General features: G+C 54.3%; 21 protein-coding genes. All 21 read right to left on the bottom strand.

From position 1 onward, the window contains the following. Positions 1-55: 55 nt before the first annotated feature. A complete protein-coding gene (locus ACZF99_RS11260; RefSeq protein ID WP_483612663.1) occupies positions 56-2,707 on the bottom strand; it encodes an FtsK/SpoIIIE family DNA translocase in 2,652 nt (883 codons plus the stop codon). Positions 2,708-2,828: 121 nt separating this feature from the next. Further along, positions 2,829-3,053, bottom strand: coding sequence for a YlzJ-like family protein (locus ACZF99_RS11255; RefSeq protein WP_483611782.1), 225 nt, complete (start codon positions 3,051-3,053; stop codon positions 2,829-2,831). After that, on the bottom strand, positions 3,050-3,799 hold the full coding sequence (locus tag ACZF99_RS11250) for a ClpP family protease (protein WP_483611780.1): 750 nt from the start codon (positions 3,797-3,799) through the stop codon (positions 3,050-3,052). The genes ACZF99_RS11255 and ACZF99_RS11250 overlap by 4 nt, the downstream gene beginning before the upstream one ends. A 205-nt stretch (positions 3,800-4,004) precedes the next feature. Next, entirely contained in the window at positions 4,005-5,684 is a 1,680-nt protein-coding gene (locus ACZF99_RS11245) for a ribonuclease J (RefSeq protein WP_483611778.1), read from the bottom strand. Positions 5,685-6,205: 521 nt separating this feature from the next. Further along, a complete protein-coding gene (gene tnpA / locus ACZF99_RS11240; protein WP_240268557.1) occupies positions 6,206-6,679 on the bottom strand; it encodes an IS200/IS605 family transposase in 474 nt (157 codons plus the stop codon). Positions 6,680-6,905: 226 nt separating this feature from the next. Next, on the bottom strand, positions 6,906-7,769 hold the full coding sequence (gene dapA, locus ACZF99_RS11235) for a 4-hydroxy-tetrahydrodipicolinate synthase (RefSeq protein WP_483611776.1): 864 nt from the start codon (positions 7,767-7,769) through the stop codon (positions 6,906-6,908). Positions 7,770-7,864: 95 nt separating this feature from the next. Continuing rightward, positions 7,865-9,085, bottom strand: coding sequence for an aspartate kinase (gene dapG / locus ACZF99_RS11230; protein ID WP_483611774.1), 1,221 nt, complete (start codon positions 9,083-9,085; stop codon positions 7,865-7,867). Positions 9,086-9,349: 264 nt separating this feature from the next. Continuing rightward, a complete protein-coding gene (locus ACZF99_RS11225; protein WP_483611772.1) occupies positions 9,350-9,943 on the bottom strand; it encodes a dipicolinate synthase subunit B in 594 nt (197 codons plus the stop codon). Further along, entirely contained in the window at positions 9,940-10,839 is a 900-nt protein-coding gene (gene dpsA, locus ACZF99_RS11220) for a dipicolinate synthase subunit DpsA (protein ID WP_483611770.1), read from the bottom strand. The genes ACZF99_RS11225 and dpsA overlap by 4 nt, the downstream gene beginning before the upstream one ends. Positions 10,840-11,003: 164 nt before the next feature. Continuing rightward, a complete protein-coding gene (dut, locus tag ACZF99_RS11215) occupies positions 11,004-11,459 on the bottom strand; it encodes a dUTP diphosphatase (protein ID WP_483611768.1) in 456 nt (151 codons plus the stop codon). Beyond that, positions 11,443-12,696 carry a M16 family metallopeptidase gene (locus tag ACZF99_RS11210; RefSeq protein WP_483611766.1) on the bottom strand — a complete coding sequence of 418 codons (1,254 nt, stop codon included), beginning with the start codon at positions 12,694-12,696 and terminating at the stop codon, positions 11,443-11,445. Before ACZF99_RS11210 ends, dut begins: the two co-directional genes overlap by 17 nt. Positions 12,697-12,781: 85 nt before the next feature. After that, the gene (locus ACZF99_RS11205; protein ID WP_483611764.1) at positions 12,782-13,828 is read right to left on the bottom strand and encodes a polysaccharide deacetylase family protein; all 1,047 of its coding nucleotides are present in this window, start codon (positions 13,826-13,828) and stop codon (positions 12,782-12,784) included. Between the two features lie 141 nt (positions 13,829-13,969). Beyond that, positions 13,970-16,078: a polyribonucleotide nucleotidyltransferase gene (pnp, locus tag ACZF99_RS11200; RefSeq protein ID WP_483611762.1), complete on the bottom strand. Its 2,109-nt coding sequence runs from the start codon at positions 16,076-16,078 to the stop codon at positions 13,970-13,972. A 245-nt stretch (positions 16,079-16,323) separates the two neighbouring features. Continuing rightward, on the bottom strand, positions 16,324-16,593 hold the full coding sequence (gene rpsO, locus ACZF99_RS11195; protein ID WP_068786003.1) for a 30S ribosomal protein S15: 270 nt from the start codon (positions 16,591-16,593) through the stop codon (positions 16,324-16,326). Between the two features lie 170 nt (positions 16,594-16,763). Further along, positions 16,764-17,711 carry a bifunctional riboflavin kinase/FAD synthetase gene (locus tag ACZF99_RS11190; RefSeq protein WP_483611760.1) on the bottom strand — a complete coding sequence of 316 codons (948 nt, stop codon included), beginning with the start codon at positions 17,709-17,711 and terminating at the stop codon, positions 16,764-16,766. 46 nt (positions 17,712-17,757) lie between these two features. Continuing rightward, positions 17,758-18,675, bottom strand: a complete 918-nt coding sequence (truB, locus tag ACZF99_RS11185) for a tRNA pseudouridine(55) synthase TruB (protein ID WP_483611759.1) — start codon at positions 18,673-18,675, stop codon at positions 17,758-17,760. Then, complete coding sequence (locus ACZF99_RS11180) at positions 18,672-19,649, bottom strand: DHH family phosphoesterase (protein ID WP_483611757.1); 978 nt, start codon at positions 19,647-19,649, stop codon at positions 18,672-18,674. Before ACZF99_RS11180 ends, truB begins: the two co-directional genes overlap by 4 nt. A gap of 54 nt (positions 19,650-19,703) precedes the next feature. After that, positions 19,704-20,057, bottom strand: coding sequence for a 30S ribosome-binding factor RbfA (gene rbfA / locus ACZF99_RS11175; protein ID WP_483611755.1), 354 nt, complete (start codon positions 20,055-20,057; stop codon positions 19,704-19,706). 14 nt (positions 20,058-20,071) lie between these two features. Continuing rightward, complete coding sequence (gene infB, locus ACZF99_RS11170) at positions 20,072-22,693, bottom strand: translation initiation factor IF-2 (protein WP_483611753.1); 2,622 nt, start codon at positions 22,691-22,693, stop codon at positions 20,072-20,074. Further along, a complete protein-coding gene (locus ACZF99_RS11165; RefSeq protein ID WP_483612661.1) occupies positions 22,686-23,015 on the bottom strand; it encodes a L7Ae/L30e/S12e/Gadd45 family ribosomal protein in 330 nt (109 codons plus the stop codon). Before ACZF99_RS11165 ends, infB begins: the two co-directional genes overlap by 8 nt. After that, entirely contained in the window at positions 23,008-23,322 is a 315-nt protein-coding gene (gene rnpM / locus ACZF99_RS11160; protein ID WP_483611751.1) for an RNase P modulator RnpM, read from the bottom strand. The genes ACZF99_RS11165 and rnpM overlap by 8 nt, the downstream gene beginning before the upstream one ends. Position 23,323 lies beyond the last annotated feature (1 nt).

Below are 23,323 nucleotides of genomic sequence, written 5' to 3'. Positions count from 1 at the left end.
AAGTTTCGAGACCTTCTAAAAAAAGAAAGGGGAAGAATCCCCCGATCCTGCAAGATCAGGAAGAGATCCTTCCCATTTTGTATTGCTCGATAGACATTAACACTTCGCGCGGCTTGCTGCCCTCATATGGCCCAACGATACCTCGGGCCTCCATGGAATCGATCAGCCGCGCGGCCCGGGTATAGCCGACGCGCATGCGCCGCTGCAGCAGCGAGACGGAAGCCTGCTTCGCCTCCAGCACGATTTGGACGGCCTGGTCGTAAAGCTCGTCCAGCACCTCTTCCGTTTCCTGCGCTTCCTCGCCGACTTCGGGAACCAGGCTTTCGTCGTATTCGGCTTGGCCCTGCCCGCGTACATAATTGACGATCGCTTCGACCTCCTGGTCGCTCATAAACGCCCCCTGCACCCGAATCGGCTTGGATGCGCCCATCGGCATGTAGAGCATATCCCCACGGCCCAGCAGCTTCTCTGCCCCGGCCATATCGAGGATCGTGCGCGAATCGACCTGAGACGAGACGCCGAACGCGATCCGCGACGGGATATTGGCTTTGATCACGCCGGTAATGACGTCGACCGACGGCCTCTGCGTGGCGATGATCAAGTGAATGCCCGCAGCACGGGCCATCTGCGCCAGACGCGCGATCGCATCTTCGACGTCACTGGCCGCAACCATCATCAAATCGGCCAGCTCGTCCACGATCACCACGATGTACGGCAAGATCGCATCCGGTTGATCCGCCATCATGTGATTGTAGCCTTCGATGTTCCGCGCCCCCGATTTGGAGAACAGTTCATAGCGCTTCTCCATCTCGACGACGATCTTCTTCAGCGCCAGCGAAGCTCGACGCGGATCGGTAACGACCGGGGTCAACAGATGCGGAATCCCGTTATAAACATTCAATTCGACCATCTTCGGGTCAACCATCATGAATTTAACTTCATCCGGTTTCGCTTTGAACAGGATGCTGGTAATAATGCCGTTAATGCACACCGATTTCCCCGAACCCGTCGCCCCGGCGACCAGCAGATGGGGCATCTTCGCCAGGTTGCCGACGATCGTCTGGCCGGAGATATCGCGTCCGAATGCGATGCTCAGCTTGGACTCCGCATCTATGAACGTCGGCGTCTCCATCACCTCGCGCATTGTGACCAGCGACACCTCGTTGTTCGGCACCTCGATGCCGATCGCGGATTTGCCCGGAATCGGCGCTTCCATCCGGATATCCTTGGCGGCCAGAGCCAAGGCGATGTCGTCCGTCAAGTTGACGATTCGGCTCACCTTCACGCCGATATCCGGCTGAATTTCATAGCGGGTTACCGCCGGTCCGCGCACCACCTCCAGCACCCGGGCCCGAACGCCAAAGCTCTCAAGCGTGGCCTCCAGCTTGCGGGCCGTCTGCATGTAATCCGCTTGGTCGCCGGATTTCCCTGCGCCGGCCGGTTTCGACAGAAGCCGGAACGAAGGCAGCTTGTACGGCTTCGGTGCCGGTTTGGGCGGGGGCGGAGGCGGAACGTCCTCGCCAGGGTCAGCCGTGCCGGCATGCCCCTCCAGCGTTCCGTCCGCAGGACCCGCCAGTCCCGGTCCCGGCTCACCGTCGTAATCGGCGTCCGGGAACCCGGCGAATGCGGCGTCATCAGCCTCGCCAACCGTTCCCTCCGCCAACGAATCGCCGAGGATGCCTGGATTTCCCTGCTCGGCATCTTCTCCATCCTCGTCATGGCTGAAGCTTTCCCGCTGAATATGGTCGAAGAAATCGCGGATGATCGGCCCGGAGTCGCCGGCACGGCGATCATCCGGCTCGCCTCTCTCCGTCCCTTCTTCCCTGGCGATGTAATTCAGCTCATTCCAGTTGATTCCCGCATCGGCAGTTGGTTCGGCGGATTCCCCGCCTCCATCCGCTTCCTGCGGGATCGGCGCTTCCGCCGCCGGCGGCTCATCCGGTCTTCCCTTAAAGTTCAACAATTGGAAGAACACCGGCTTCTTGCGGGCCGGAGCCGGCAGCGCCTCGTCATCGAGGTCGGAATCTTCTTCCTCCGGATCATCGTAGGAAGTAACCGCCGGAGTCGGCTTCTCGGCCCGCTTGACTTTGCCGCGCACCGGCACCGGGCGCAGCATCCGCATTTTTTTCCCCAGGCTTTCGCCCAGCACGGCCAATCTCGAGCGCAACATGCGGAAGAGGTCAACGTAAGATAGACCGGTTACCAGCATAAAACTGATTGCCAGCAGTACGATCATGATCAGCTTGGCGCCGGCCATCCCGAACAAAGAGTACAGCAGGGCAAACTCCAGGGCGCCGACATAACCGCCGCTGATGTCCATTCCCAGGAGGCTTATCCCGGCATCGCTCGACGCGGGCTGGAACAGGGCTCCCTGCAGATCGCGATGAATTTGGCCGAGCACGTTGCCTGCGGACAAAGGCAACGCCGGAGCGAGCTTATGCTGCATGGCCGAAATGGTGCTCATCAGCGCCAGCGATAACACTGCCAACAACACGCCGCTGCGGCGGGCGTTCCAGCGGCTGGGCCACTTCCGGTGAATCATGACGGCAAGTCCTATGTAAATTCCGACGACGGGGATCACAAAATAAAATTTGCCAAGGATCAATGCGGCCATTTTCGAGAGCGTTCTTCCTACGGCCGCCTCCCCGGACAAGGCGATAATGGATAAGGTAATCAGGATGATTCCGTATATTTCGTATTTGAGCATGCTGCCGATGGCCGCTTTCTTCTTCTTCCGTTTCCGTGGCAAACGAAAACACCCCCTAGATGAATATTATACCATATTCACCGAGGGGGACCTAGAGAAGATACCGCGGCCGGCATCAATCTCATTTCAATAAAGTTGGAAAAAAAGCGATTTGTCGACCGGGCGCCAGTTCGGGGTTCAAATAATCCTCGAGCCGGCAGCGCAGCAGCCGAACGATCGTCGCCCGGTTTCCGGCTTCCATCCGCACCTGCATCAATACCCCGTTGAGTTCAATTTCACCATACGCCTCCTGGTTTTCGGCATTTTCCCAATAGGCTTCTTCAGGCAGTATCGTATAATGCGTCATTGCTTCATCCCTCCCGCTTGTTTCCGCGATTCGATCAACGAATTCAGTTGGGTGAGCCCTTGGCCGATGCCGCCGATCGCATCGATGAGCCCATACTTTACGGCGTCCGTGCCGCCAACCGCCGTGCCGATGTCCCGATTCAGCTCCCCGGTCTTGAACATCAGCTCCTTGAACATCTCCTCCGAGATGCGCGAATGCGTTGTGACGAAGCGAACGACCCGTTCCTGCATTTTTTCAATATATTCAAACGTTTGGGGAACCCCGATCACCAGCCCGGTCATGCGTATCGGATGAATGGTCATCGTCGCGCTTTCGGCAATCAACGAATAATCGGAGGCGACGGCGATCGGTACGCCGATGCTATGTCCTCCGCCGATCACGACGGTGACGGTCGGTTTGGTCAGGGAAGCGATCATCTCCGCGATAGCAAGTCCCGCCTCGACATCGCCGCCCACAGTATTTAAGATGATTAACAGTCCTTCGATTCGCGGATTCTGTTCGGCCGCCACAAGCTGCGGGATCAGATGCTCGTATTTGGTCGTTTTGTTTTGCGGCGGCAGCACCAAATGGCCTTCGATCTGACCGATAATCGTCAAGCAATAAACATTGGATTCTCCTGGGGTCGGCACTGCCGTTTGTCCCAATTGCTGAATCATTTCCGGTACGGTGGCCTCTTTCTTCTCCGGTTCGTTCGGCGGCAGCTCGGATTCGCCGCTTACGGGCGATTTGCTCAAGTCCTTGTTCATGGTTATGCCTTCCTTTCGGTGTCGGCGTATCCGACGAAGTCTCGTTTCACTACGCAGCCCTTAGTATGCCGACAACCTTCTTCAATCTATACCAAAGCCGTGGAGAAGAACATGTACGCTGAACCTGCGGACACGAAAAAGCCCCTTCTTCTGCAAGGAACCGTCCAACTCCGGCAGAAAAAGAGGCAACTGTGTGCAATTGGGTTTATACTTCCATAATGATCGGCAGAATCATCGGTCTGCGGCGCGTTTGCTCGTACAAGAAACGGCCGAGCGCATCCTTCACGTTGGTTTTCAGCGAAGCCCATTCGTTCACGTTCTCGCTCATCAGCTTCTCGAGCGTGCTGGATACAATCCGGTTCGCCTCGTCCAGAAGCCCTTCCGATTCGCGGACGTAAACGAAGCCGCGGGAGATGATGTCCGGTCCGGAAACGATCGTCCCGTCCTGCTTGCTCAGCGTCACAACGACAACCAAGATGCCGTCTTGAGACAACAGCTTGCGGTCGCGCAATACGATATTGCCGACATCGCCTACGCCAAGTCCGTCGATCAGCACGTTGCCGGCCGGTACTTTCCCCGCTTTACGAGCGACGCCGTTCTGAATCTCGATGGTATCCCCGATATCGACGAGGAAAATGTTGTCCGGTTCCACGCCAACCGACTCGCCGAGCAGCGCGTGCTTCCGCAGCATGCGGTATTCCCCGTGGATCGGAATGAAATATTTCGGCCGCATCAGGTTAAGCATGAGCTTCAACTCTTCTTGGCTGCCGTGGCCCGATACGTGCACGCCGGAATTCGATCCGCTGTAAATCACTTCCGCGCCGAGGCGGAACAACTCGTCAATCGTTCGACCGACATATTTCTCGTTGCCCGGTACCGGTGTTGCCGCAATGATGACCGTATCGCCCGGAAGGATATCCACCTTGCGATGCGTCGAGCGGGCCATCCGCGTCAAAGCGGACATCGGTTCTCCCTGGCTGCCCGTGCACAAAATGACGACGCGGTCCGCGGACATTTTGTTGACTTCCTCCGGCTCAATGATGATACCGTCCGGTACGTTCAAATAACCGAGTTCTTCGGCGATCGTCACAACGTTCACCATGCTGCGTCCGATGATGGTCAGCTTCCGGTTCGTGGCGTACGCCGCATCGATCACCTGCTGGATCCGGTGCACGTTGGAAGCAAAGGTGGCCACAACGACGCGCTGCTTCGCTTTATGGAAAATATCGCTAAGCACGATGCCCACGTTCTTTTCCGAAGGCGTAAAGCCCGGTCTCTCCGCATTGGTGCTATCCGATAAAAGTGCCAAAACGCCATTTTTCCCGATTTCGCCCATCCGGTGCAAATCCGCATATTGATCATTGACTGGGGTATGATCAAATTTGAAGTCGCCGGTATGAACGACATTGCCTTCCGGGGTTTCGATGCATACGCCGACCGAATCCGGAATACTATGATTTGTCCGGAAGAACGAAGCTTTCATCGTCGCACCGAGCTCGATGACGGAGTCGGCGTTGATCAGCACCCGTTTGGTTTCGCCGAGCAGCCCCGCTTCCTTCAGCTTGTTCTCGACAAGCCCTAAAGTCAGTTTCGTCCCGTAAACCGGAACGTTCAAGTTCTTCAGCACATAAGGCAAACCGCCAATGTGGTCTTCGTGTCCGTGCGTCAGCACGATGCCTCTTACTTTATCGCGGTTCTCCGTCAAGTAAGTGATATCGGGAATGACGATGTCGATGCCAAGCATGTCCTCTTCCGGAAATTTCAGCCCGGAGTCGATCACGACGATGTCATTGGCATATTGAACGACATACATGTTTTTCCCAATCTCTGCGACGCCGCCCAATGCGAAAATCGTCAATTTTTCATTATTCATTTTTTTAGACAAGTGAATCTAACCCTCCTAATTATTTTGGACGTCGTATCGAAAATTCCTATGGAAATGGCTCCGACCGCTGCATCTGAATTCCAAAGCTTCATAAATTGCAGGAACAAACAACCGCCTCGATCAAGACGATCTGGCCGTTTCTCAAAGTCATCATCCTATAATGGTTGTTCGATCAAATTAAGGTAACCCGCAGCTTCGTTCCGCATAAGCGATTTGCCCTATCGTACTTCGCATTCGCTTGCCGACGGAAGCCAACTTGATTGAACGACCCTTAATTTAAAAATTCACCGCACCCAGTCACTTGAAATCATTATACATGATTAAATTGGCAAAAAACAAGTCAGGCGCTTTACCTTCGTTTAACGTTACCTTGCACCACAATCATAACCACCCGTCCAACGGGTGGTTTGCTCTTGGGGTATAACCCCCTGTTGCCAAACTGCGCCTAAAGACGCTAGCCTGACAATAAAATTGTTCAGGCTCAGTGTATTTTGTCACCTTCACTTACCAGTTAAACTGGTTTACTTCTTCTTGCCACCGTTACTGCTGAACGGATCTTCATATTCTTTTACACTCAGCTTATCCATCGCCTGGTCGTGTACTTCTTGTTCACGAATATACTTTGCTACGGTAGCTTCATTCAGTCCCACTGTACTCACATAATATCCCTCCGCCCAAAATTTTCGGTTCCCGTATTTATACTTTAATTGGGCATGTTTCTCAAAGATCATGAGGGAACTTTTTCCCTTCAGATATCCCATGAAAGATGACACGGATATCTTTGGTGGAATGGCTACCAACATGTGTACATGATCCGGCATCATATGACCTTCTAGAATCTCCACGCCTTTATACTTACATAGACGTTTGAAAATTTCGATCAAGTCTTTCCTCACTTGATTATAGATTTCTTTCCGTCTATACTTCGGGGTGAACACAATATGGTATTTGCACATCCACTTTGTGTGAGCAAGACTGTAGTTCTTGTTTGCCATCTAAGACCATTCCTTTCATTGAGCCTGAACATCTCAATTTTATCGGGATGGTCTTGTTGGTCAAACCCTCGTTCCCTCCACCCGCATAGCGGGTGGTTTTTTGTTTCGCACGCTTCGCGTACTCAACTGGCTAAAGCCTAAACAAAAAAACCGATGCCTTCGAGCAAGGCATCGGTTTCTGGAAAAGCAGCACATATCTGGTTTAGCTTAAAGATCAGGCCGAAAGCTACAGCAAGCTGCGAATCCGCAGCGCTTCCTGCTCATTCGGCGGTACAAGCGGCAAGCGAACCGAACCGACGGGATGGCCCGTTTCATTTAACGCATATTTGACCGCGACCGGATTCGGACATTCGAACAAAACCTTAAATAGCGGCAGAAGCTCGCGATGAAGCCGACTTGCTTCATCGACGCGCCCGTTAAAGAATTTCACCACCATCTCTTTAATCGAGCGGCCGGCAAGATGACTGGCTACACTGATCACCCCGTAAGCGCCCACCGCCATCGCCGGCAGCGCCGAGGCATCATCTCCCGAGTAAACGATGAAATGGTTGGGCGCTTGGGCCACGATTGCGGCAATCTGATCCAGCGGCGCGCATTCTTTGGTAGCCACGATATTAGGGATCTGCGCCAGCCGCAGCGTGGTTTCCACGCTTAGGCTTACGACCGTACGGCTCGGTACGTTGTATAGAATTACCGGCAGGCTTGTGACGGCCGCGACGGTTTCAAAGTGGCGGAAAAGGCCTTCCTGATTCGGCTTGTTGTAGTACGGAGCGACCAGCAAAATCCCGTCCACACCGCATTTTTCGGCCTCGCGCGTCAAATTGACGGAATGAGCGGTATCGTTGCTGCCCGTGCCGGCGATAATTTTGCAGCGCCCGGCCGCATGCTTCACCGCAAAGGCAAATAATTCAAGCTTTTCTTCATCCGTTAGTGTAGGAGACTCCCCCGTCGTTCCGCTCACGACCAAGCTATCGGACTGCTGCTCCTCCACCAAATAGTCGATCAGGCTTGCGGTCTGGTCCCAGTCGATTTTCCCTTCCTCATTAAAAGGCGTTACCATGGCTGTAATCATTCTTCCGAAATCAATCACGCCATTTCCTCCTTCCGTCTCCCGCTTCACTTTTTATTATTGCTGCCCTCTATGCATTCCCTGCCCTTTCCTTATGCGCTCCAACGCTTTCGAGATCAACGGCCGAGCTCGAATTTGGCATGCAGCGCCCGCAGCGCCTGCACCATATCGTCCTTATGCACCAGTACCCAAATCGTGGTGTTCGAATCCGCCGACTGCAGGATCTGAATGTCGTGCTCGGTCAGCGCCTCGACGATTTTGGCCATAATCCCAGGTACGCCGTTGATCCCGCCGCCGATGACCGACACCTTCGCGCAGCCGGTGCAGATTTGCGGAGAGAGATCCAGCGAATTCAGCACGGCTTCCGCCTTGGCCGAATCTTTGTCGAATACGGTATAAACGACACCGGTTGGGGTCACATTAATAAAATCAACGCTGATATCGTTCTCCGCCATCGCTTTAAAAACCTGCAGCTGCAGATTATCCGGGCCTTTACCGGCGGATTTCACCCGAATCTGAGTCACGTTCGCCACGTAAGCAATCCCAGTCACATAACGATCCACGATTCCGACCTGAACGTCCTTAAATCCTTCGGGGTTGGCGACCAGCGTTCCTTCTCCTTGCGAAAAAGTCGAGCGAACGCGAACCGGAATCCCCGATTGCATCGCGATTTCCACTGCGCGGGGATGAATGACTTTAGCGCCCTGATGCGCCATATTGCAGATTTCCGCGTAGCTGACGTATTCCAGCGGCTTCGCATCCTCGACGATCCGCGGATCCGCGGTCAATATCCCATTGACGTCCGTATAAATATCGACCATCTCGGCGTGCAGCGCGGCTCCAAGCGCCGTTGCCGACGTATCGCTGCCTCCGCGCCCCAGCGTCGTGAAGTCGCCGTCCTGATTTTGTCCTTGAAATCCCGTTACGATCACGACATCCTTCTGCTGCAATTCTTCCAGCACCCTTGTCGGGACGATATCCAAGATTCTCGCGTTACCGAACTGGCTGTCCGTTCGGAAGCCCGCCTGGGCGCCGGTCAGCACGACCGAGGAGATCTTGCGTTCAGCCAGCAGGCTGCACAGCTTGGCTGCGGAAATCATTTCCCCGCAAGCCATCAGCAAATCTTGTTCGCGGGGCGGCAAACTGCCATCCCCCTCAGCGACCAAATCAAGCAAAGTATCCGTCGCGTAAGGATCGCCTTTCCGGCCCATGGCCGATACCACCACGACGAGCCGGAAACCGTTATCCAGTTCCCGGCGAACGTGTGAGATGACATGGTCTCTCGCTTCCTTCGTCGAAAGAGACGTGCCACCGAATTTCTGCACCAAAATGCGCATGGATATTCCTCCAGTTAATAAGTGCGGAGTAAAGCGATGACTTCATTCCGTTTGATTGCAAGATGAACGAACCCAGAGCTTCGAAAACATACCCCTTCGCCGCAATGATCTCCGCGATTAAATACGGCATTCCATGCTGCGCCTTTGAGCTAATTGTTCCGATCTTTCCCGCCGATATGGAGTCCGTCCTGTAAAAATCGCGGCGTAAACGGGTTTGCACGATTTTCACGATAATATTGGTACGAATTTCCCGGAACTGGTGCTTTACTGATGAAAGCGTTCGATAATCAGAGGTTGCAGCTGTTTGCCTTCCAGCGCGGCATAACAAGCTTCGGGCACCAATCCCATGTTCGCTACGAGCGAATTCGGTTTGCCGATCGGATTGTCTTGGCCGAACGGCACGAAATACACGTTTTTGGCCACGATTAATTTGGCGATATTCGCCAAATTAAAACCTAAACCGTCATTAGTCGACACCGCAATGACGAGCGGACGCCCGTTGCGTAACTGCGCTTTCGCCGCCATCAGCACCGGACTGTCCGTTACAGCGTTAGCCAGCTTGCTTGTGGTCGTTCCCGTACATGGAGCGATGACCAAAACGTCGAGCAGCTTGCTTGGACCCAGCGGTTCAGCTTCGACAATTGAAGAAATAATATCATTCCCGGTAATATCTTTCAACTGCTTGCGCCAATCTTCCGATTTGCCGAAACGGGTGTCGGTCGTCAAGACCGACTGGGATATGATCGGCACAACCTTCGCCCCTCCGTCGACAAAACGCTGAATCTGAGGCATGACTTCAGCAAACGTACAATGCGAGCCCGTAATGGCGTAACCTACCGTCTTTCCCTGCCAATTCACTGTTCATCCCCCCGTAATTGATACTCATCCAAAATCGACTGACAAATCGTGTTCGCCATAATAATTCCAGCCGTTTTGGGAGCGACGATACCGGGGATGCCAGGGGCCAAAATCGCCTTCACTCCGCGCTTCTCGGCGAAACGGAAATCCGTTCCTCCGGGCGCCGAAGCAAGATCGATAATCACCGCCGTGCGGGGGAGTTTCGAGATGATTTGCGCTGTGACTATCATAGTCGGAATCGTATTAAAAATCAAGTCAACATCCCCCGCGTTAGCGGCCAAATCCCTTGTCGCAAAAGGCTTCCAGCCCATTTGTACCGCTCTGGCCACATCGTCTTCCCGGCGTACCCCTACCCTTACATTCGCTCCCAGCCCCTGCAACGTGGCAGCCAGCGTAAAACCGGTTCGCCCAATCCCCAACACGATACAGGTCGACCCGTGAATCGTGATGTCCGTATTCTGGATCGCCATCATGACAGCGCCTTCCGCCGTCGGTATCGAGTTATAGATGGCGACATCGTCGCGTTCAAGCACCTCAATGATTCGAAAGCCGTGTTCGTTCCCCATTTGCTTCAAGAGGCTTTTGGCAATCCCGGTATAGACGAGCGTGCTTTTTCTGACAGTTGCAAACCATTCCCGTTGAATGACCAGTTGTTCCGCAGAAAACGGCGCCGGGACGACACCGTGATCATCGCAACCGATTACCGGAAGGATGATGACGTCGGCGCCGGCCAGCAATCCCGGACTTAACGTCTCCTGCGCTACTCCCTTAAGCGGCTTCTCCAGCCGGTCAAAGCCAACAACCCGAACCGTAGCGTCCAATTCCAGACATTTGTTGATGACTTCCACCTGCCGGGCGTCACCACCGAGAAATACAATCGTTATTCCGGTCAGCATTCTTAGACGGCACTCCTTCCAAGCAACACAGTATAGACCATCTTATGCCGGGGCCTACGAAGTGGTGAAAAGGGAGCCCCCGCCAAGAGAGTCTGAGGATTATGAAGATCGCCATAAAACGTAAAAAGACCGTCCAGTGGGACGGTCTCTTATACCTCTTCGCCTTATTTCGTTCCCGTATGGCCAAACCCGCCGGCGCCCCGAACGGTTTCGGACAGCTCGTCCACCCGCACGAGGTTCACCTCGGGAACGATTTGAAACACCATTTGCGCAATGCGCTCATTTCGTCGAATGACAAACGGCTCATGCCCAAGATTGATCAACAGCACCTTGATTTCGCCGCGGTAATCGGCGTCGATCGTCCCCGGCGTATTCAGGCACGTAATTCCGTGCTTGTAGGCCAGGCCGCTGCGGGGACGGATTTGCGCCTCCAGGCCGCCGGGCATCGCGATAGCGATCCCCGTCGGTACGAGGGCGCGCTGTCCCGGCTGGAGCGTCAGTTCCTCCGTAACGGCGGCGTACAGGTCAAAGCCGGAGGCCAGCTCCGACATTTTGCGAGGCAGCTCGATATCTTCATTTCCTGCCAAACGGTTGATTTGCACTTCAAACGACAAGTTCATCTCTCCTAACTCCCGATATCACGCGATCCGACGAGCCCACCATTGCGAGCGAAAATGGTTGGCTGAACATCGACTTCAGCACCTCGTTAACGTCATCCATCGTCACGGCCTCGATGCGGGCGATCATTTCATCCAAGGAATAATGTCTGCCGAGCATCAGCTCGTTTTTGCCAAGCCGGTTCATGCGGCTTCCGGTGCTTTCCAGGCTCAGTATCAAACTTCCCTTCAGTTGTTCCTTCCCCTTGCTCAGCTCGCTGGCGGTAATCCCGTTAACCGATACGTCGTGCAGGATCTCCTTGGTCAATTCCAGCACATCTTTGGTTTGGCGAGGCGCAGTTCCGGCATACACCGTAAACAAGCCGCTGTCCGCATGCGAGCTATGGTACGAGTACACCGAATACGCCAAGCCGCGTTTCTCGCGAATCTCCTGGAAGAGCCGCGAGCTCATGCCCCCGCCGATCGCATTGTTCAGCAGCACCATCGCATACTGCTTGTCGTCCCCAATCGGCAGACCCGGAAAGGACAAGCAAATATGGTTCTGCTCCGTTTTTTTGCGATGAAATTGAAGTCCGCCCAAAAAATCGGGAGCCACTAACGCGCTGGAGCTTCCCCGGTTCGAAAAATCGCCGAAATACTTCTCCAGCAGATCGGTCACCTGCTCATCGATATTTCCGGCTACGCTGATGACCGTATTCTCGATCGTGTAATGCTCGCGCATATACTCTCGTAGATGCTCGGATTCCATGGCGCGAAGTTGCTCCTCCGTGCCCAGAATCGGCAACGCCAGCGGATGTTCCCCGTACGCCGCCTGCGATACGAGATCATGCACCATATCATCCGGCGTGTCTTCGTACATAGAGATTTCTTCCACGATCACATTTTTCTCTTTCCGCAATTCTTCGCCATCGAACAAGGAACGAAAAAACATGTCCGACAATACGTCGACCGCAATCGGTAAATGCTCATCCAGCACTTTGGCGTAATAACAGGTATATTCCTTGGATGTAAACGCGTTCACATTCCCGCCGATCGCATCGAATTGCTCCGCGATATCTTTGGCGCTGAATCGCTCCGTGCCTTTAAACAGCATATGTTCGATAAAATGCGAAATCCCGCCCCGTTCAGGGCTTTCGTTGCGCGAGCCGGTCTTGACCCAAATGCCGAACGAGACCGAGCGGCAAGTCGGTATTTTCTCCATAACCACCCGAAGGCCGTTTTTTAATTGCGTTTTTTTCACGAAAGGCCCTCCTAAATGTTTTGCGAAGTATTCCTGTGCATCGATAATAAATGCATCCCTATCCTACCAAAAAAAGGCGGCAAGCTCAACTCCGCGGAATCTCGGCCTCCACCCGATCCGTCGACAGCGTCTGTTCTACCGTGCCGAGCCGTAAGCCTTTGCTGCGGATAGCCTGTATCATCCCTGCGAGCGCATCCCGGCTCGATGCCGTCGGATGCATCAGAATGAGCGAACCGGGCTCCACTTTGCTGCCGATCTTGCTGATGATGCCGGAAGCCGGCGGATTTCGCCAATCAACCGTATCCAAGGTCCAAAGTACCGTCTTTAGTCCCTGCTCCGCCGCCAGTTTAACGGTTTGCATGTTATAATCGCCCGAAGGCGGCGCAAACCAGCGATTTTCCACGTCCAGCTTCTCCTTCAACAGTTCCTTCGTCTTCGCAATCTCAAGCCGGGCCCGGGTGGACTCCAGCTGGCTCATATTCGGATGCGAGTAGGCATGGTTTTCGATTTGATGCCCGCGTCGCTTGATTTCGGCTGCCAGTTCCCCGTTCTTCTTCAACCAACTGCCGTCAAGGAAAAAGGTTGCCTGCACCTTGGCCTCATCCAGCGTATCAAGCATAGGCGTCAAATATTCGTTGCCCCAAGCGACATTGATCATCAGCGCGGCCATCGGTTTGTTCGGATTCCCCCGGTAGATTGGCTGCGCGCCCAAATCGTCGAGATTGATCTTCGGTTTAAGCTCCCGGTAAACGTATTCGATTTCCGTGCCTTCGGGCTGCTGCTTAGCTTTGGCATACGTGAGCTCGATGTCCACTTCGCGGCCGTTATAGCCGGGAATGGCTTTCCAGACCCGGTCGACCACGGCGTCCACCGGCTCGACCCGCCGCTTCTCCGCCTCTTCGCGAATACAAGCCAATAAGGGATCCGATTCTTTCCCGTTTCCGCCGCTTTTGATATTTTGCGCGCCTTTGGCGTTCGGGTCGCCGGCCAAGTCATTAATAAGACGGAAAGCGAAGCTGCCGCCCTTCCCCTCCGAGCTTTCGGCGACAAAAGCCCGAATGCCGGCAAACTGCCCCAATATCATGACAAAGGCAATGCATATCGCAATGACCGCAAACTTGTTCCGCCCCATGCTGAAGCTCATCCCCTCAAACGGTTTTTGTCCCCATCATATGTTGACAAGCCCGCGGATATGCATTAAAAAAAGAGCCAGAATTAATTCATTCTGTCTCTTTTCCCGCAAGGATCGCCTGCGTCGCAAAAGCTGCATGATTTACTTGGATGGGGATTTTTCCGTTTCCGCGGTTAATACCGCTTTGCGGGAAAGATTGATTCGACCTTGGTTATCGATCTCGGTCACTTTGACGGTCACCGTATCGCCGATCGCCACGACGTCCTCCACTTTGGCTACGCGTTCCGTCGACAGCTGGGAAATATGCACCAAGCCGTCTTTACCCGGCAAAATCTCGACGAAAGCGCCGAATTTCTCGATCCGTTTGACGGTTCCCACGTAAATTTCGCCCACCACGACTTCCTTGACGATTCCTTCGATGATGGAACGCGCTTTGTCGTTCATCTCTTCATTGGTGGAAGCGATGAAGACGCGGCCATCTTGTTCGATATCGATTTTCACGCCGGTTTCCTCGATGATCTTGTTGATGATCTTGCCGCCGGCCCCGATGACATCGCGGATCTTGTCCGGGTTGATCTGCATGATGACGATCTTCGGCGCGTAAGGGGACAGATGCTCCTTCGGCTTTTGGATGCGCTCCATCATTTTGGACAGGATGAACATCCGGCCTTCACGCGCTTGCTTCAAGGCATCGGTCAAAATCTGCCGGTCGATGCCGTCGATCTTGATATCCATTTGAATCGCGGTTACACCTTCCGCAGTACCGGCCACTTTGAAGTCCATATCGCCGAGATGATCTTCCATCCCTTGAATGTCGGTCAAAATCGAGACCTGCTCGCCGTCCTTGATCAACCCCATGGCCACCCCGGCAACCGGCGCTTTGATCGGCACGCCCGCATCCATCATCGCCAGCGTGCTGGCGCAAATGCTCGCCTGCGAGGTGGAACCGTTCGATTCCAACACTTCCGATACGAGACGAATCGTATACGGGAATTCGGATTCCGGCGGAATGACCTTCGACAACGCGCGTTCGCCCAAAGCGCCGTGACCGATCTCGCGGCGGCCCGGAGCCCGCAGCGGACGAGCTTCGCCCACGCTGAACGGCGGGAAGTTGTAATGGTGCATAAACCGTTTCGACTCTTCCAGATCGATGCCGTCAAGGATTTGAACGTCGCCCAGAGCTCCCAGCGTACATACGCTCAGCGCCTGCGTTTGACCGCGCGTAAACAGACCGGAGCCGTGCGTGCGAGGCAGCAGACTGATGTCGCATTCGATCGGACGAATTTCGTCCAGCTTGCGGCCGTCAGGGCGCACTTTGTCATGGGTAATCAAGCGGCGGACTTCTTCCTTGACGATGTCGTGCAATACTTCTTTCACATCGGCAAGCAGCTCGGGCGATTCTATGTATTTCTCTTCGAAATAAGCCACCGTCTCCTCGTTGATGGCATCAATCGCATCCTGACGCGCGTGCTTCTCGGCGATCTTCACGGCTTCAACCAGGCGATCCTGGGCAAAGGCGCGAACTTCCCGATTCACCTCTTCATTCACGGAATGAAGCTTCACTTGCATCTTCTCTTTGCCGGCGACTTTAACCAGCTCTTCGATGACGGCAACGATGTTTTTGATCTCCTCGTGGCCGAACATGATCGCTTCGAGCATGACCTCTTCCGGCACTTCGTTCGCTTCCGCCTCCACCATCATGATGGCGTCTTTGGTACCGGCTACGACAACGTAAATGTCGCTGGCTTCTTGCTCAGCTACGTTCGGATTGATGACGAATTGGCCGTTGACCCGCCCGACTGCCACACCGCCGATCGGTCCATTAAAAGGTACATCGGAAATGCTCAGCGCCGCGGAAGTCCCGATCATCGCCGCGATTTCCGGCTCGCAATCCTGATCCACGCTCATGACCAGGTTCACGATTTGCACGTCGTTGCGGAAGCCTTCCGGGAACAGCGGGCGGATTGGACGGTCGGTCAACCGGCTGGCCAGAATCGCTTTCTCGCTTGGACGTCCTTCCCGTTTAATGAAGCCGCCGGGAATTTTACCGACCGCATAAAGTTTCTCTTCATAATTGACGGTCAACGGAAAAAAGTCCAAATCTTTGGGCTCCGAAGAAGCCGTCACCGTACAAAGCACCGCCGTATCGCCATAGCGAACCATCACGGCCGCATTCGCTTGCTTGGCCAATCGGCCGGTTTCCAGGATGAGAGGTCTTCCCCCCAATTCCATTTTCACTTGATTCTGCATGAAATCCCTCCTTATCACCAATACAAGTTCGGTACTGAGTTCATTATTTCCTGCTTTTCGGCAATTCATAATGTTGAATGGTTTTCCGGCAGCAGAATAATGTCCTCATAACAAAAGCTCCTGACGGAGCTTTTCGTGGAACCTATCGCAACAAACCCTAATTTGTAAAAAGCAACCCGGCCGCACATCGCACGCTTCGCGAGCGTCCGCCATGCAACTAGGCTGCTTTTATCAAACATTTCCGATTAACGACGCAATCCGAGTTTCTCGATCAAAGCGGAGTATCGTTTTACGTCTTTGTTCTTCAGGTAAGCCAACAGCTTACGACGTTGACCAACCATCTTCAGAAGACCGCGACGGGAATGATGGTCCTTCTTGTGCGTGCGCAAGTGGTCCGTCAAATTCACGATGTTCTCCGTAAGGATAGCAATTTGCACCTCAGGGGATCCGGTATCGGACTCATGAGTTTTGTGCTCTTGGATCAATTGTTGTTTACGTTCTTGGGTTAATGCCATCCTGTTCACCTCCTTTATCTCAAATCGCCGTTAGCCTCGTCGCCGGCGGTGAAACCGCGCAACCAAGCCAAGGTTCTTGCTGCCGCCTGGAAAAAACTTATTCTTCCGCATGACAACGTTACATAGTATACCATAGCCTAGGGGCAAAGTAAATGCCGAGTTCGATTTGGTTAGCGGGAAGCCTTCAGCAAACGTTTGGCCGTATCGGCGTCCCGTCCGATTTGAGCGATCAGCTCATCGAGTGAGCCGAACTTGCGCTCCTCCCGGATATAATGAACCAATTCTATGGACAAGCTCTCCTCGTAAATCTCGGCGGAGAACTCAAAAAGATGGGCTTCCAGCCAAAAGATCTTGCCATCCTCATGGAAGGTCGGCTTAACCCCGACATTCATCACGCCCGAGTAGGTCGTGCCTTCGTGGGTAACCCGTACGGCGTAGACTCCGCTGGCCGGCACGACATAATGCTCCGCCAGTTTGAGGTTGGCGGTCGGAAACCCGAGCTGCCGCCCGCGTTTTTCGCCGTGCATAACCGTCCCTTTCAACGTATACGTCCGACCGAGCCAACGATTGGCGAGCTCGATCTTGCCTTCCTGCAGCGCTTTGCGGATGCCCGAGCTGCTGACTTTCTCCCCGTCGATCAGGAACGGGGGAACCGTGTTTACGTCCAGGACGTTGCCGCTCAATTCGCGCAGCATTCCCGCATTCCCTTCGCCTCGATAGCCATAGCGGAAGTCGAAGCCCACGACCGCGGTATGTACCTTGAGCGGCACAAGGATACCGGAAACGAAATTTTGCGGACTCACTCGGGAAAAAGCATCGTTAAACTCAACGATATACACGTAATCCACGCCCATATCGCGCAAGATCCGTTCCTTTTCCTCCGGAGGCGTCAAATATCCGTCGTAATCGCCTTTCTTCATGACTTCCTTCGGATGGGGATGAAATGTCATGACGGAGGCGGGCAGGCCCAATTCCTTTGCCAGCCGCACGGCAGAATCGATCACGCTGGCATGTCCCAAGTGAAGCCCGTCAAATTGGCCGATCGCCAGCACCTGCGGGTGGGCATTTTGTTCAATAAAACGTTCGGTTAGTGGATAGGATAATCTTATCATTTCCATGATTGTGTCACCTGCAATTTCCCTCGGAATGCGGATTTCATGAGGCTTATTCGGGTAAAAATACTTTGACCGCCTTCACGGCCATCGTCTCCTCTTCCACCCGGAAGATGCCTAAAAATTGCCGTTCTGGGCCGTAGAGCCTGAGCATCTCGCCGCGATTGACGGCGGGAGATACCGCGGAGAAAGACAGTCGCTGACCTTGCAATGCGGCTTTGACCTTCTCCGCAGCAACGGTATGAGCCGGCAAATGCTCCACGGCCCTGTCAACCGGCAGCAAATAGTCCTGCAGCGTTCCGTTTGCGACGTGCCGGGCAACCTCATCCAGCGTCAAACAATGTGCTTCCGTGATGCCGGCCGACATCGTCCGCTTCAGTTCGGACATCGCCGCAGGCACACCAAGGGCACGCCCGATATCGACGCACAACGTGCGGATATACGTCCCTTTGGAACATAACGCCCGAAAAGAGAGGCGGGGATGAGAACCTTCCGGATGGAAGGCAAGCAGCTCCAGTTCATGAATCGTCACTTCGCGCGGCTTGCGTTCCACGGTTTTCCCTTCCCGCGCCAGCTCATACAAACGCTTGCCGTCTTGCTTCAGCGCGGAATACATCGGCGGGATTTGCGAGATCGTCCCAACGAAACGGAACAGCGCGCGACGCGCTTCCTCCTCCGTGACCCGAACTTCTTCCGCCCGTTCGATAATTTCGCCCGTCATGTCCTCCGTATCGGTTGCCAAGCCAAGCACCAGCGTTGCCTCGTACTCCTTCGGCAATTCCTGTAAATATTCAACCATTCGCGTCGCGCGTCCCAAACATAAGGGCAGCACGCCCGTAACGGCTGGGTCCAGCGTCCCCGTATGGCCGATCCGCTTCATCTTCAGTATGCCGCGGCATTTGGCAACCACATCATGCGAAGTGAATCCAGCCGGCTTGTGGATAGGCAAAATGCCTTCGTATAAACTCATAGCTGCAGCCTCACTTGTTCCAGCACCTTAGGGACGATCGCATCCAAGCTGCCTTCTATGCGGGCTCCCGCAGCCCGTACATGTCCGCCGCCACCGAAGCTTAGGGCGACGCGAGCGACGTCGACTTTCCCGGCCGATCGCATGCTCACCTTCACGGCATGTTCATTGATGACTTTGAACAGCAGCCCCACTTCGACTCCCTGGATGTTTCGCGGATAGTTCACGATGCCTTCCATATCTTCGTGCACCGCACCTGTCACTTTTAAATCCTCATCCGTTACGGAGACCCAACCGATTTTCCCGTCATCCGTAAGCTGAAGACCGTTTAAGGCTCGCGTCAGCAATCGCAGCTGCGGCAGCGTCATTTGCTCCAGCAGCAGTTCGGATAAGCCGGGACCGTCCACACCGTATTCCAGTAGTTTGGAAGCGGTCGCCATGACCTTCGGCGACGTATTGGAATACCGGAACCCGCCGGTATCCGTCAACAATCCCGTATAAAGAGCCGTAGCCACCGATTTGTCCAATTCCAGCCCCATAGATGCGATGAGATCGAACAAAATTTCGGCGGTAGCCGCCGCGCCCGGTACGACGAGGTTGACCGTACCGTAGTGGTCATTGGTCGGATGATGATCAATGTTGAGCAGCCGCGCTCCTTCGGCAAATCGTTCGTGTGTGGTGCCGACCCGCTTGAAGTCGGCGCAATCCACGCAGATCACGTGATCAAACCGATGGTCAAGCGGCGTGACCGACAAATCGAGAATTTCCTCCGCGTGCCAAAGATAACGCATCCGCTTCGGGATCGGCCCTTCGTTGACCATCACGAATTTTTTACCCAGACATGACAGAAGCCAGCCCACCGCTAGAGTGGAACTGACTGCGTCACCGTCCGGCTGAACATGCGACACGATTAGGAAATGATCGTTCCGAGTCAAAAACTCCTTGCTCTGACTCAGCTCCCGTTCATAGGTCTGCATTGCCGTCTCCTTTTAGAGGACATCAAAAACTCATTTTTTGATCCCTTAATAAAATCATTCTTCGTGCTCGTGCGTAATTTCGCCGAGAAGCTTTTCGATCCGGCTGCCGTAAGCGATGGATTCGTCGATTTTGAAAATCAGCTCCGGCGTATGGCGCAACCGAATTCGTTTGCCGATTTCGGTGCGCAAGAAGCCGGTTGCTTTCTCTATCGCTTTTAAGGACTCGTTCTTCTTCTCCTCGTCGCCAAACACGCTGAGATACACTTTGGCCTGCGACAAATCGCTTGTCACATCGACCCCGGTCACCGTGACAAAACCGATGCGCGGATCTTTCAATTCGCTCTGGATGAGCACGCTAAGTTCTTTTTTAATCTGTTCGCCTACGCGGCCGGTACGATTTTTGGCCATTTTAGACACCCACCTTACTTCGGTTCGACAGTTTCCATGATGAACGCTTCAATGACGTCGCCTTCTTTAAGGTCGTTGTAGTTGTCCAGGGTAATCCCGCACTCATAACCTTGAGCGACTTCCTTGGCATCGTCCTTGAAACGTTTCAGAGAATCGATTTTGCCTTCGTATACAACGATCCCGTCGCGAATCAAACGCATTTCCGCCGTACGGGTAATTTTGCCGGAAGTTACCATACAGCCAGCAATCGTTCCGACTTTGCTGATTTTGAACGTGTTGCGGACTTCGGCGTGACCAATGACAGATTCTTTATAAACTGGATCAAGCATCCCTTTCATGGCCTGCTCGATCTCTTCGATCGCGTTGTAAATGACGCGGTGCAAGCGGATATCGACCTTTTCTTGCTCCGCCGTCGCTTTCGTTTGGTTGTCCGGACGAACGTTGAAACCGATCACGATCGCGTTCGAAGCCGCCGCCAAAATAATATCGGATTCGGTAATGGCACCGGCGCCGCTGTGAATGATTTTGACGCGGACGCCTTCGACTTCGATCTTCTCAAGCGCACCCTTGAGTGCCTCGACCGAACCCTGCACGTCGGCTTTGATGATCACATTCAGGTCCTTGATTTCGCCTTCCTTAATGTGACGGAACAAATCGTCCAGCGTGACGCGCGTATTCGAGCCCAGATCGGACTGACGCTGCGTGGTCGCCCGCTTGTCGGCGATCGAACGAGCCTTGCGTTCATCTTCGAATACCATAAACGGATCGCCGGCTTGCGGCACTTCATTAAGGCCCGTGATTTCCACCGGCGTCGACGGACCCGCTTCTTTCAAGCGGCGTCCCCGGTCGTTGACCATCGCGCGGACGCGGCCGAAGCAGTTGCCTGCAACGAAGGCGTCGCCGACCTTCAGCGTCCCGTGTTGAACCAGCACGCGGGCTACCGGGCCGCGGGATTTATCCAGCTCGGCTTCGATGACCGCGCCGCGGGCGCGTTTATCCGGATTGGCTTTGTACTCGTTGACTTCCGCCACCAACAGAATCATTTCAAGCAGCCCTTCCAGCCCGATCTTTTGTTTCGCGGAAACATTGACGAAAATCGTATCGCCGCCCCATTCTTCCGGAACAAGCTCATATTCTGTCAATTCCTGTTTCACTTTATCCGGATTGGCGTCCGGTTTATCGATCTTGTTGACGGCAACGATGATCGGCAATCCGGCTGCTTTGGCATGGTTCACCGCTTCCACCGTTTGCGGCATGACGCCGTCGTCGGCCGCAACTACGATAATCGTGATATCGGTCAGTTGGGCACCGCGGGCACGCATCGCCGTAAACGCTTCGTGGCCCGGCGTGTCGAGGAACGTAATTTTCTTGCTATTGATTTCGACTTGATAAGCGCCGATGTGCTGCGTGATCCCGCCGGCTTCGCCGCCGGTCACGTTCGTCGAACGAATGGCGTCAAGCAATGTGGTTTTGCCATGGTCGACATGGCCCATAATCGTGACGACCGGCGGACGCTCTCTCAGATCCGCTTCGTCGTCAACTTCTTCGACAGTCTCGAAACGGTCTTCTTCGACCGGAATTTTCACTTCCACTTCAACGCCGAACTCCCCTGCAAGCAACAGGATGGTATCGATGTCAAGCTCCTGGTTGATGGTCGCCATCACCCCGAGCAAAATCAGCTTCTTAATGACTTCGGAAGCGTCCTTGTGCAGCAATTTGGCGGTTTCGCCAACCGTCATCGTGCCGCGGACGATAATTTTCTTCGGCGTATTGTCGATCTTCTCGCGCGGCGGCTGCTGTGGTCCGCCTTTGCCGCGTCCGCCCTTGCCGCCGCGGTTATTGCGATAATTGTTACCGTTCCGGTTATCCTCATAACCTCTTTGGTTTCTGCCGCCGTTATTGTTGTTCCCTCTTCGCTGACCTTGCCCTTGGCCTTTGCCCCCGCCATTGCCGCCGTTATTGCCGCCGTTATTGCTTGGCGCAAAGCTGCGGTTTTGCTGCTGCGGCCCGCGGTTTCCGCCGCCTTGGCTTTGACTTTGCCCTTGCCGCTGGCCGCCATCGTTCCGCGGCTGTCCGCCTTGGCCTTGCCCCCGGTTCCCTTGCGGATTCCGGTTAGCGCCGGACGGATTCCCCCCGCCTTGGCCTTGAGGACGAGAGTTTTGATGATTGCCGCCGTTGGAACGGCCCGATCTTTCCTGAACAGCCGTGCTGCCATTCGTTACGTTTTGATTTGTTTTGGGTTTATTATTCATGCTTACCTGCTTTTCCTGTTGATTTTGGTTTTTGACTGGTGCGTTGGTGCTACCCTGTACATGGCGTCCACGATCTCCGCGATGACCGGAAGATTCTCCGGCTGAAGCTTTCGGTGATTGGCTTCCTCCTGCGGAAGCCGGAGCCGGCGATTTGGCCGGAGCATCGTTACGTCCCGAGTTTTCCCGTTTCGCCGCCGCATTGCTCTTAATATCCTTAAAAAACTGTTCCACACGGTCAACGGTATCGTTCTCCATGACGCTCATGTGATTGTTGACCGGGATATTAAGACGCTTAAGAATCGTAATAATTTCTTTGCTGCTCATGTTGAGTGATTTGGCGTACTCATACACCCTGAGCTTATCTTGTTTTTCTTGTTTACTCAATATACTCCACCTCCGATGTTTTCAAGATCGCTTTGCGGATCAGCTCGGTAAACCCTTGATCGGTGAGAGCCAGAACAACCCGTTCCGGTTTGCCGACGCTCCCCCCGAGCGTTTCCCGGTCGAATCCGATCAGAAGCGGGATCTTGTAAGTCCCGCATTTGTCGCGGAATTTCTTCTGCGTATTGGCTGAAGCATCGCCCGCTACAATCACGAGCTTGGCTTCCCCCGACCGGATCGCCTTCAGGACGATTTCGTCCCCGGTGACCAGTTTACCGGCCCGCATCGCGAGGCCAAGTCCGGACAACGTCCGGGCCTTATTCATCTTCATCCTCATCCCGCGCCTGAGCGGCGAGGAATTCATCTTCCACGGCCAGAAAATCGCGAGCCAGCTGCTCATAAACCTCGGTCCCGACCGGTGCCTTCAAAGCCCGATCAAGGGCACGCGATTTATGGGCGAGCTTGAAGCAGGCGGTTTTGCCGCAAAGATAGGCGCCGCGACCCGACTTTTTGCCCGTCAGATCGATCGACACCTCGCCCTCGGGGGAACGCACGATGCGGATCAACGTCTTCTTGGGCATCATTTCCTGGCAAGCTACGCATTTGCGCAGCGGTACTTTTCTTTGCTTCATC

It is taken from the genome of Paenibacillus sp. JL3B1040, assembly GCF_057063165.1.
This window is presented reverse-complemented; position numbering and strand designations above follow the sequence as displayed.

Bases quoted from the DNA above. Each gene is read 5' to 3' on its own strand.
- ACZF99_RS11260 (WP_483612663.1), bottom strand. From the start codon at position 2,707: ATGCTCAAATACGAAATATACGGAATCATCCTGATTACCTTATCCATT.
- ACZF99_RS11255 (WP_483611782.1), bottom strand. From the start codon at position 3,053: ATGACGCATTATACGATACTGCCTGAAGAAGCCTATTGGGAAAATGCC.
- ACZF99_RS11250 (WP_483611780.1), bottom strand. From the start codon at position 3,799: ATGAACAAGGACTTGAGCAAATCGCCCGTAAGCGGCGAATCCGAGCTG.
- tnpA (WP_240268557.1), bottom strand. From the start codon at position 6,679: ATGGCAAACAAGAACTACAGTCTTGCTCACACAAAGTGGATGTGCAAA.
- dapG (WP_483611774.1), bottom strand. From the start codon at position 9,085: ATGCGCATTTTGGTGCAGAAATTCGGTGGCACGTCTCTTTCGACGAAG.
- dpsA (WP_483611770.1), bottom strand. From the start codon at position 10,839: ATGCTGACCGGAATAACGATTGTATTTCTCGGTGGTGACGCCCGGCAG.
- dut (WP_483611768.1), bottom strand. From the start codon at position 11,459: ATGAACTTGTCGTTTGAAGTGCAAATCAACCGTTTGGCAGGAAATGAA.
- ACZF99_RS11205 (WP_483611764.1), bottom strand. From the start codon at position 13,828: ATGGGGCGGAACAAGTTTGCGGTCATTGCGATATGCATTGCCTTTGTC.
- pnp (WP_483611762.1), bottom strand. From the start codon at position 16,078: ATGCAGAATCAAGTGAAAATGGAATTGGGGGGAAGACCTCTCATCCTG.
- rpsO (WP_068786003.1), bottom strand. From the start codon at position 16,593: ATGGCATTAACCCAAGAACGTAAACAACAATTGATCCAAGAGCACAAA.
- ACZF99_RS11190 (WP_483611760.1), bottom strand. From the start codon at position 17,711: ATGGAAATGATAAGATTATCCTATCCACTAACCGAACGTTTTATTGAA.
- truB (WP_483611759.1), bottom strand. From the start codon at position 18,675: ATGAGTTTATACGAAGGCATTTTGCCTATCCACAAGCCGGCTGGATTC.
- ACZF99_RS11180 (WP_483611757.1), bottom strand. From the start codon at position 19,649: ATGCAGACCTATGAACGGGAGCTGAGTCAGAGCAAGGAGTTTTTGACT.
- rbfA (WP_483611755.1), bottom strand. From the start codon at position 20,057: ATGGCCAAAAATCGTACCGGCCGCGTAGGCGAACAGATTAAAAAAGAA.
- ACZF99_RS11165 (WP_483612661.1), bottom strand. From the start codon at position 23,015: ATGAATAAGGCCCGGACGTTGTCCGGACTTGGCCTCGCGATGCGGGCC.
- rnpM (WP_483611751.1), bottom strand. From the start codon at position 23,322: ATGAAGCAAAGAAAAGTACCGCTGCGCAAATGCGTAGCTTGCCAGGAA.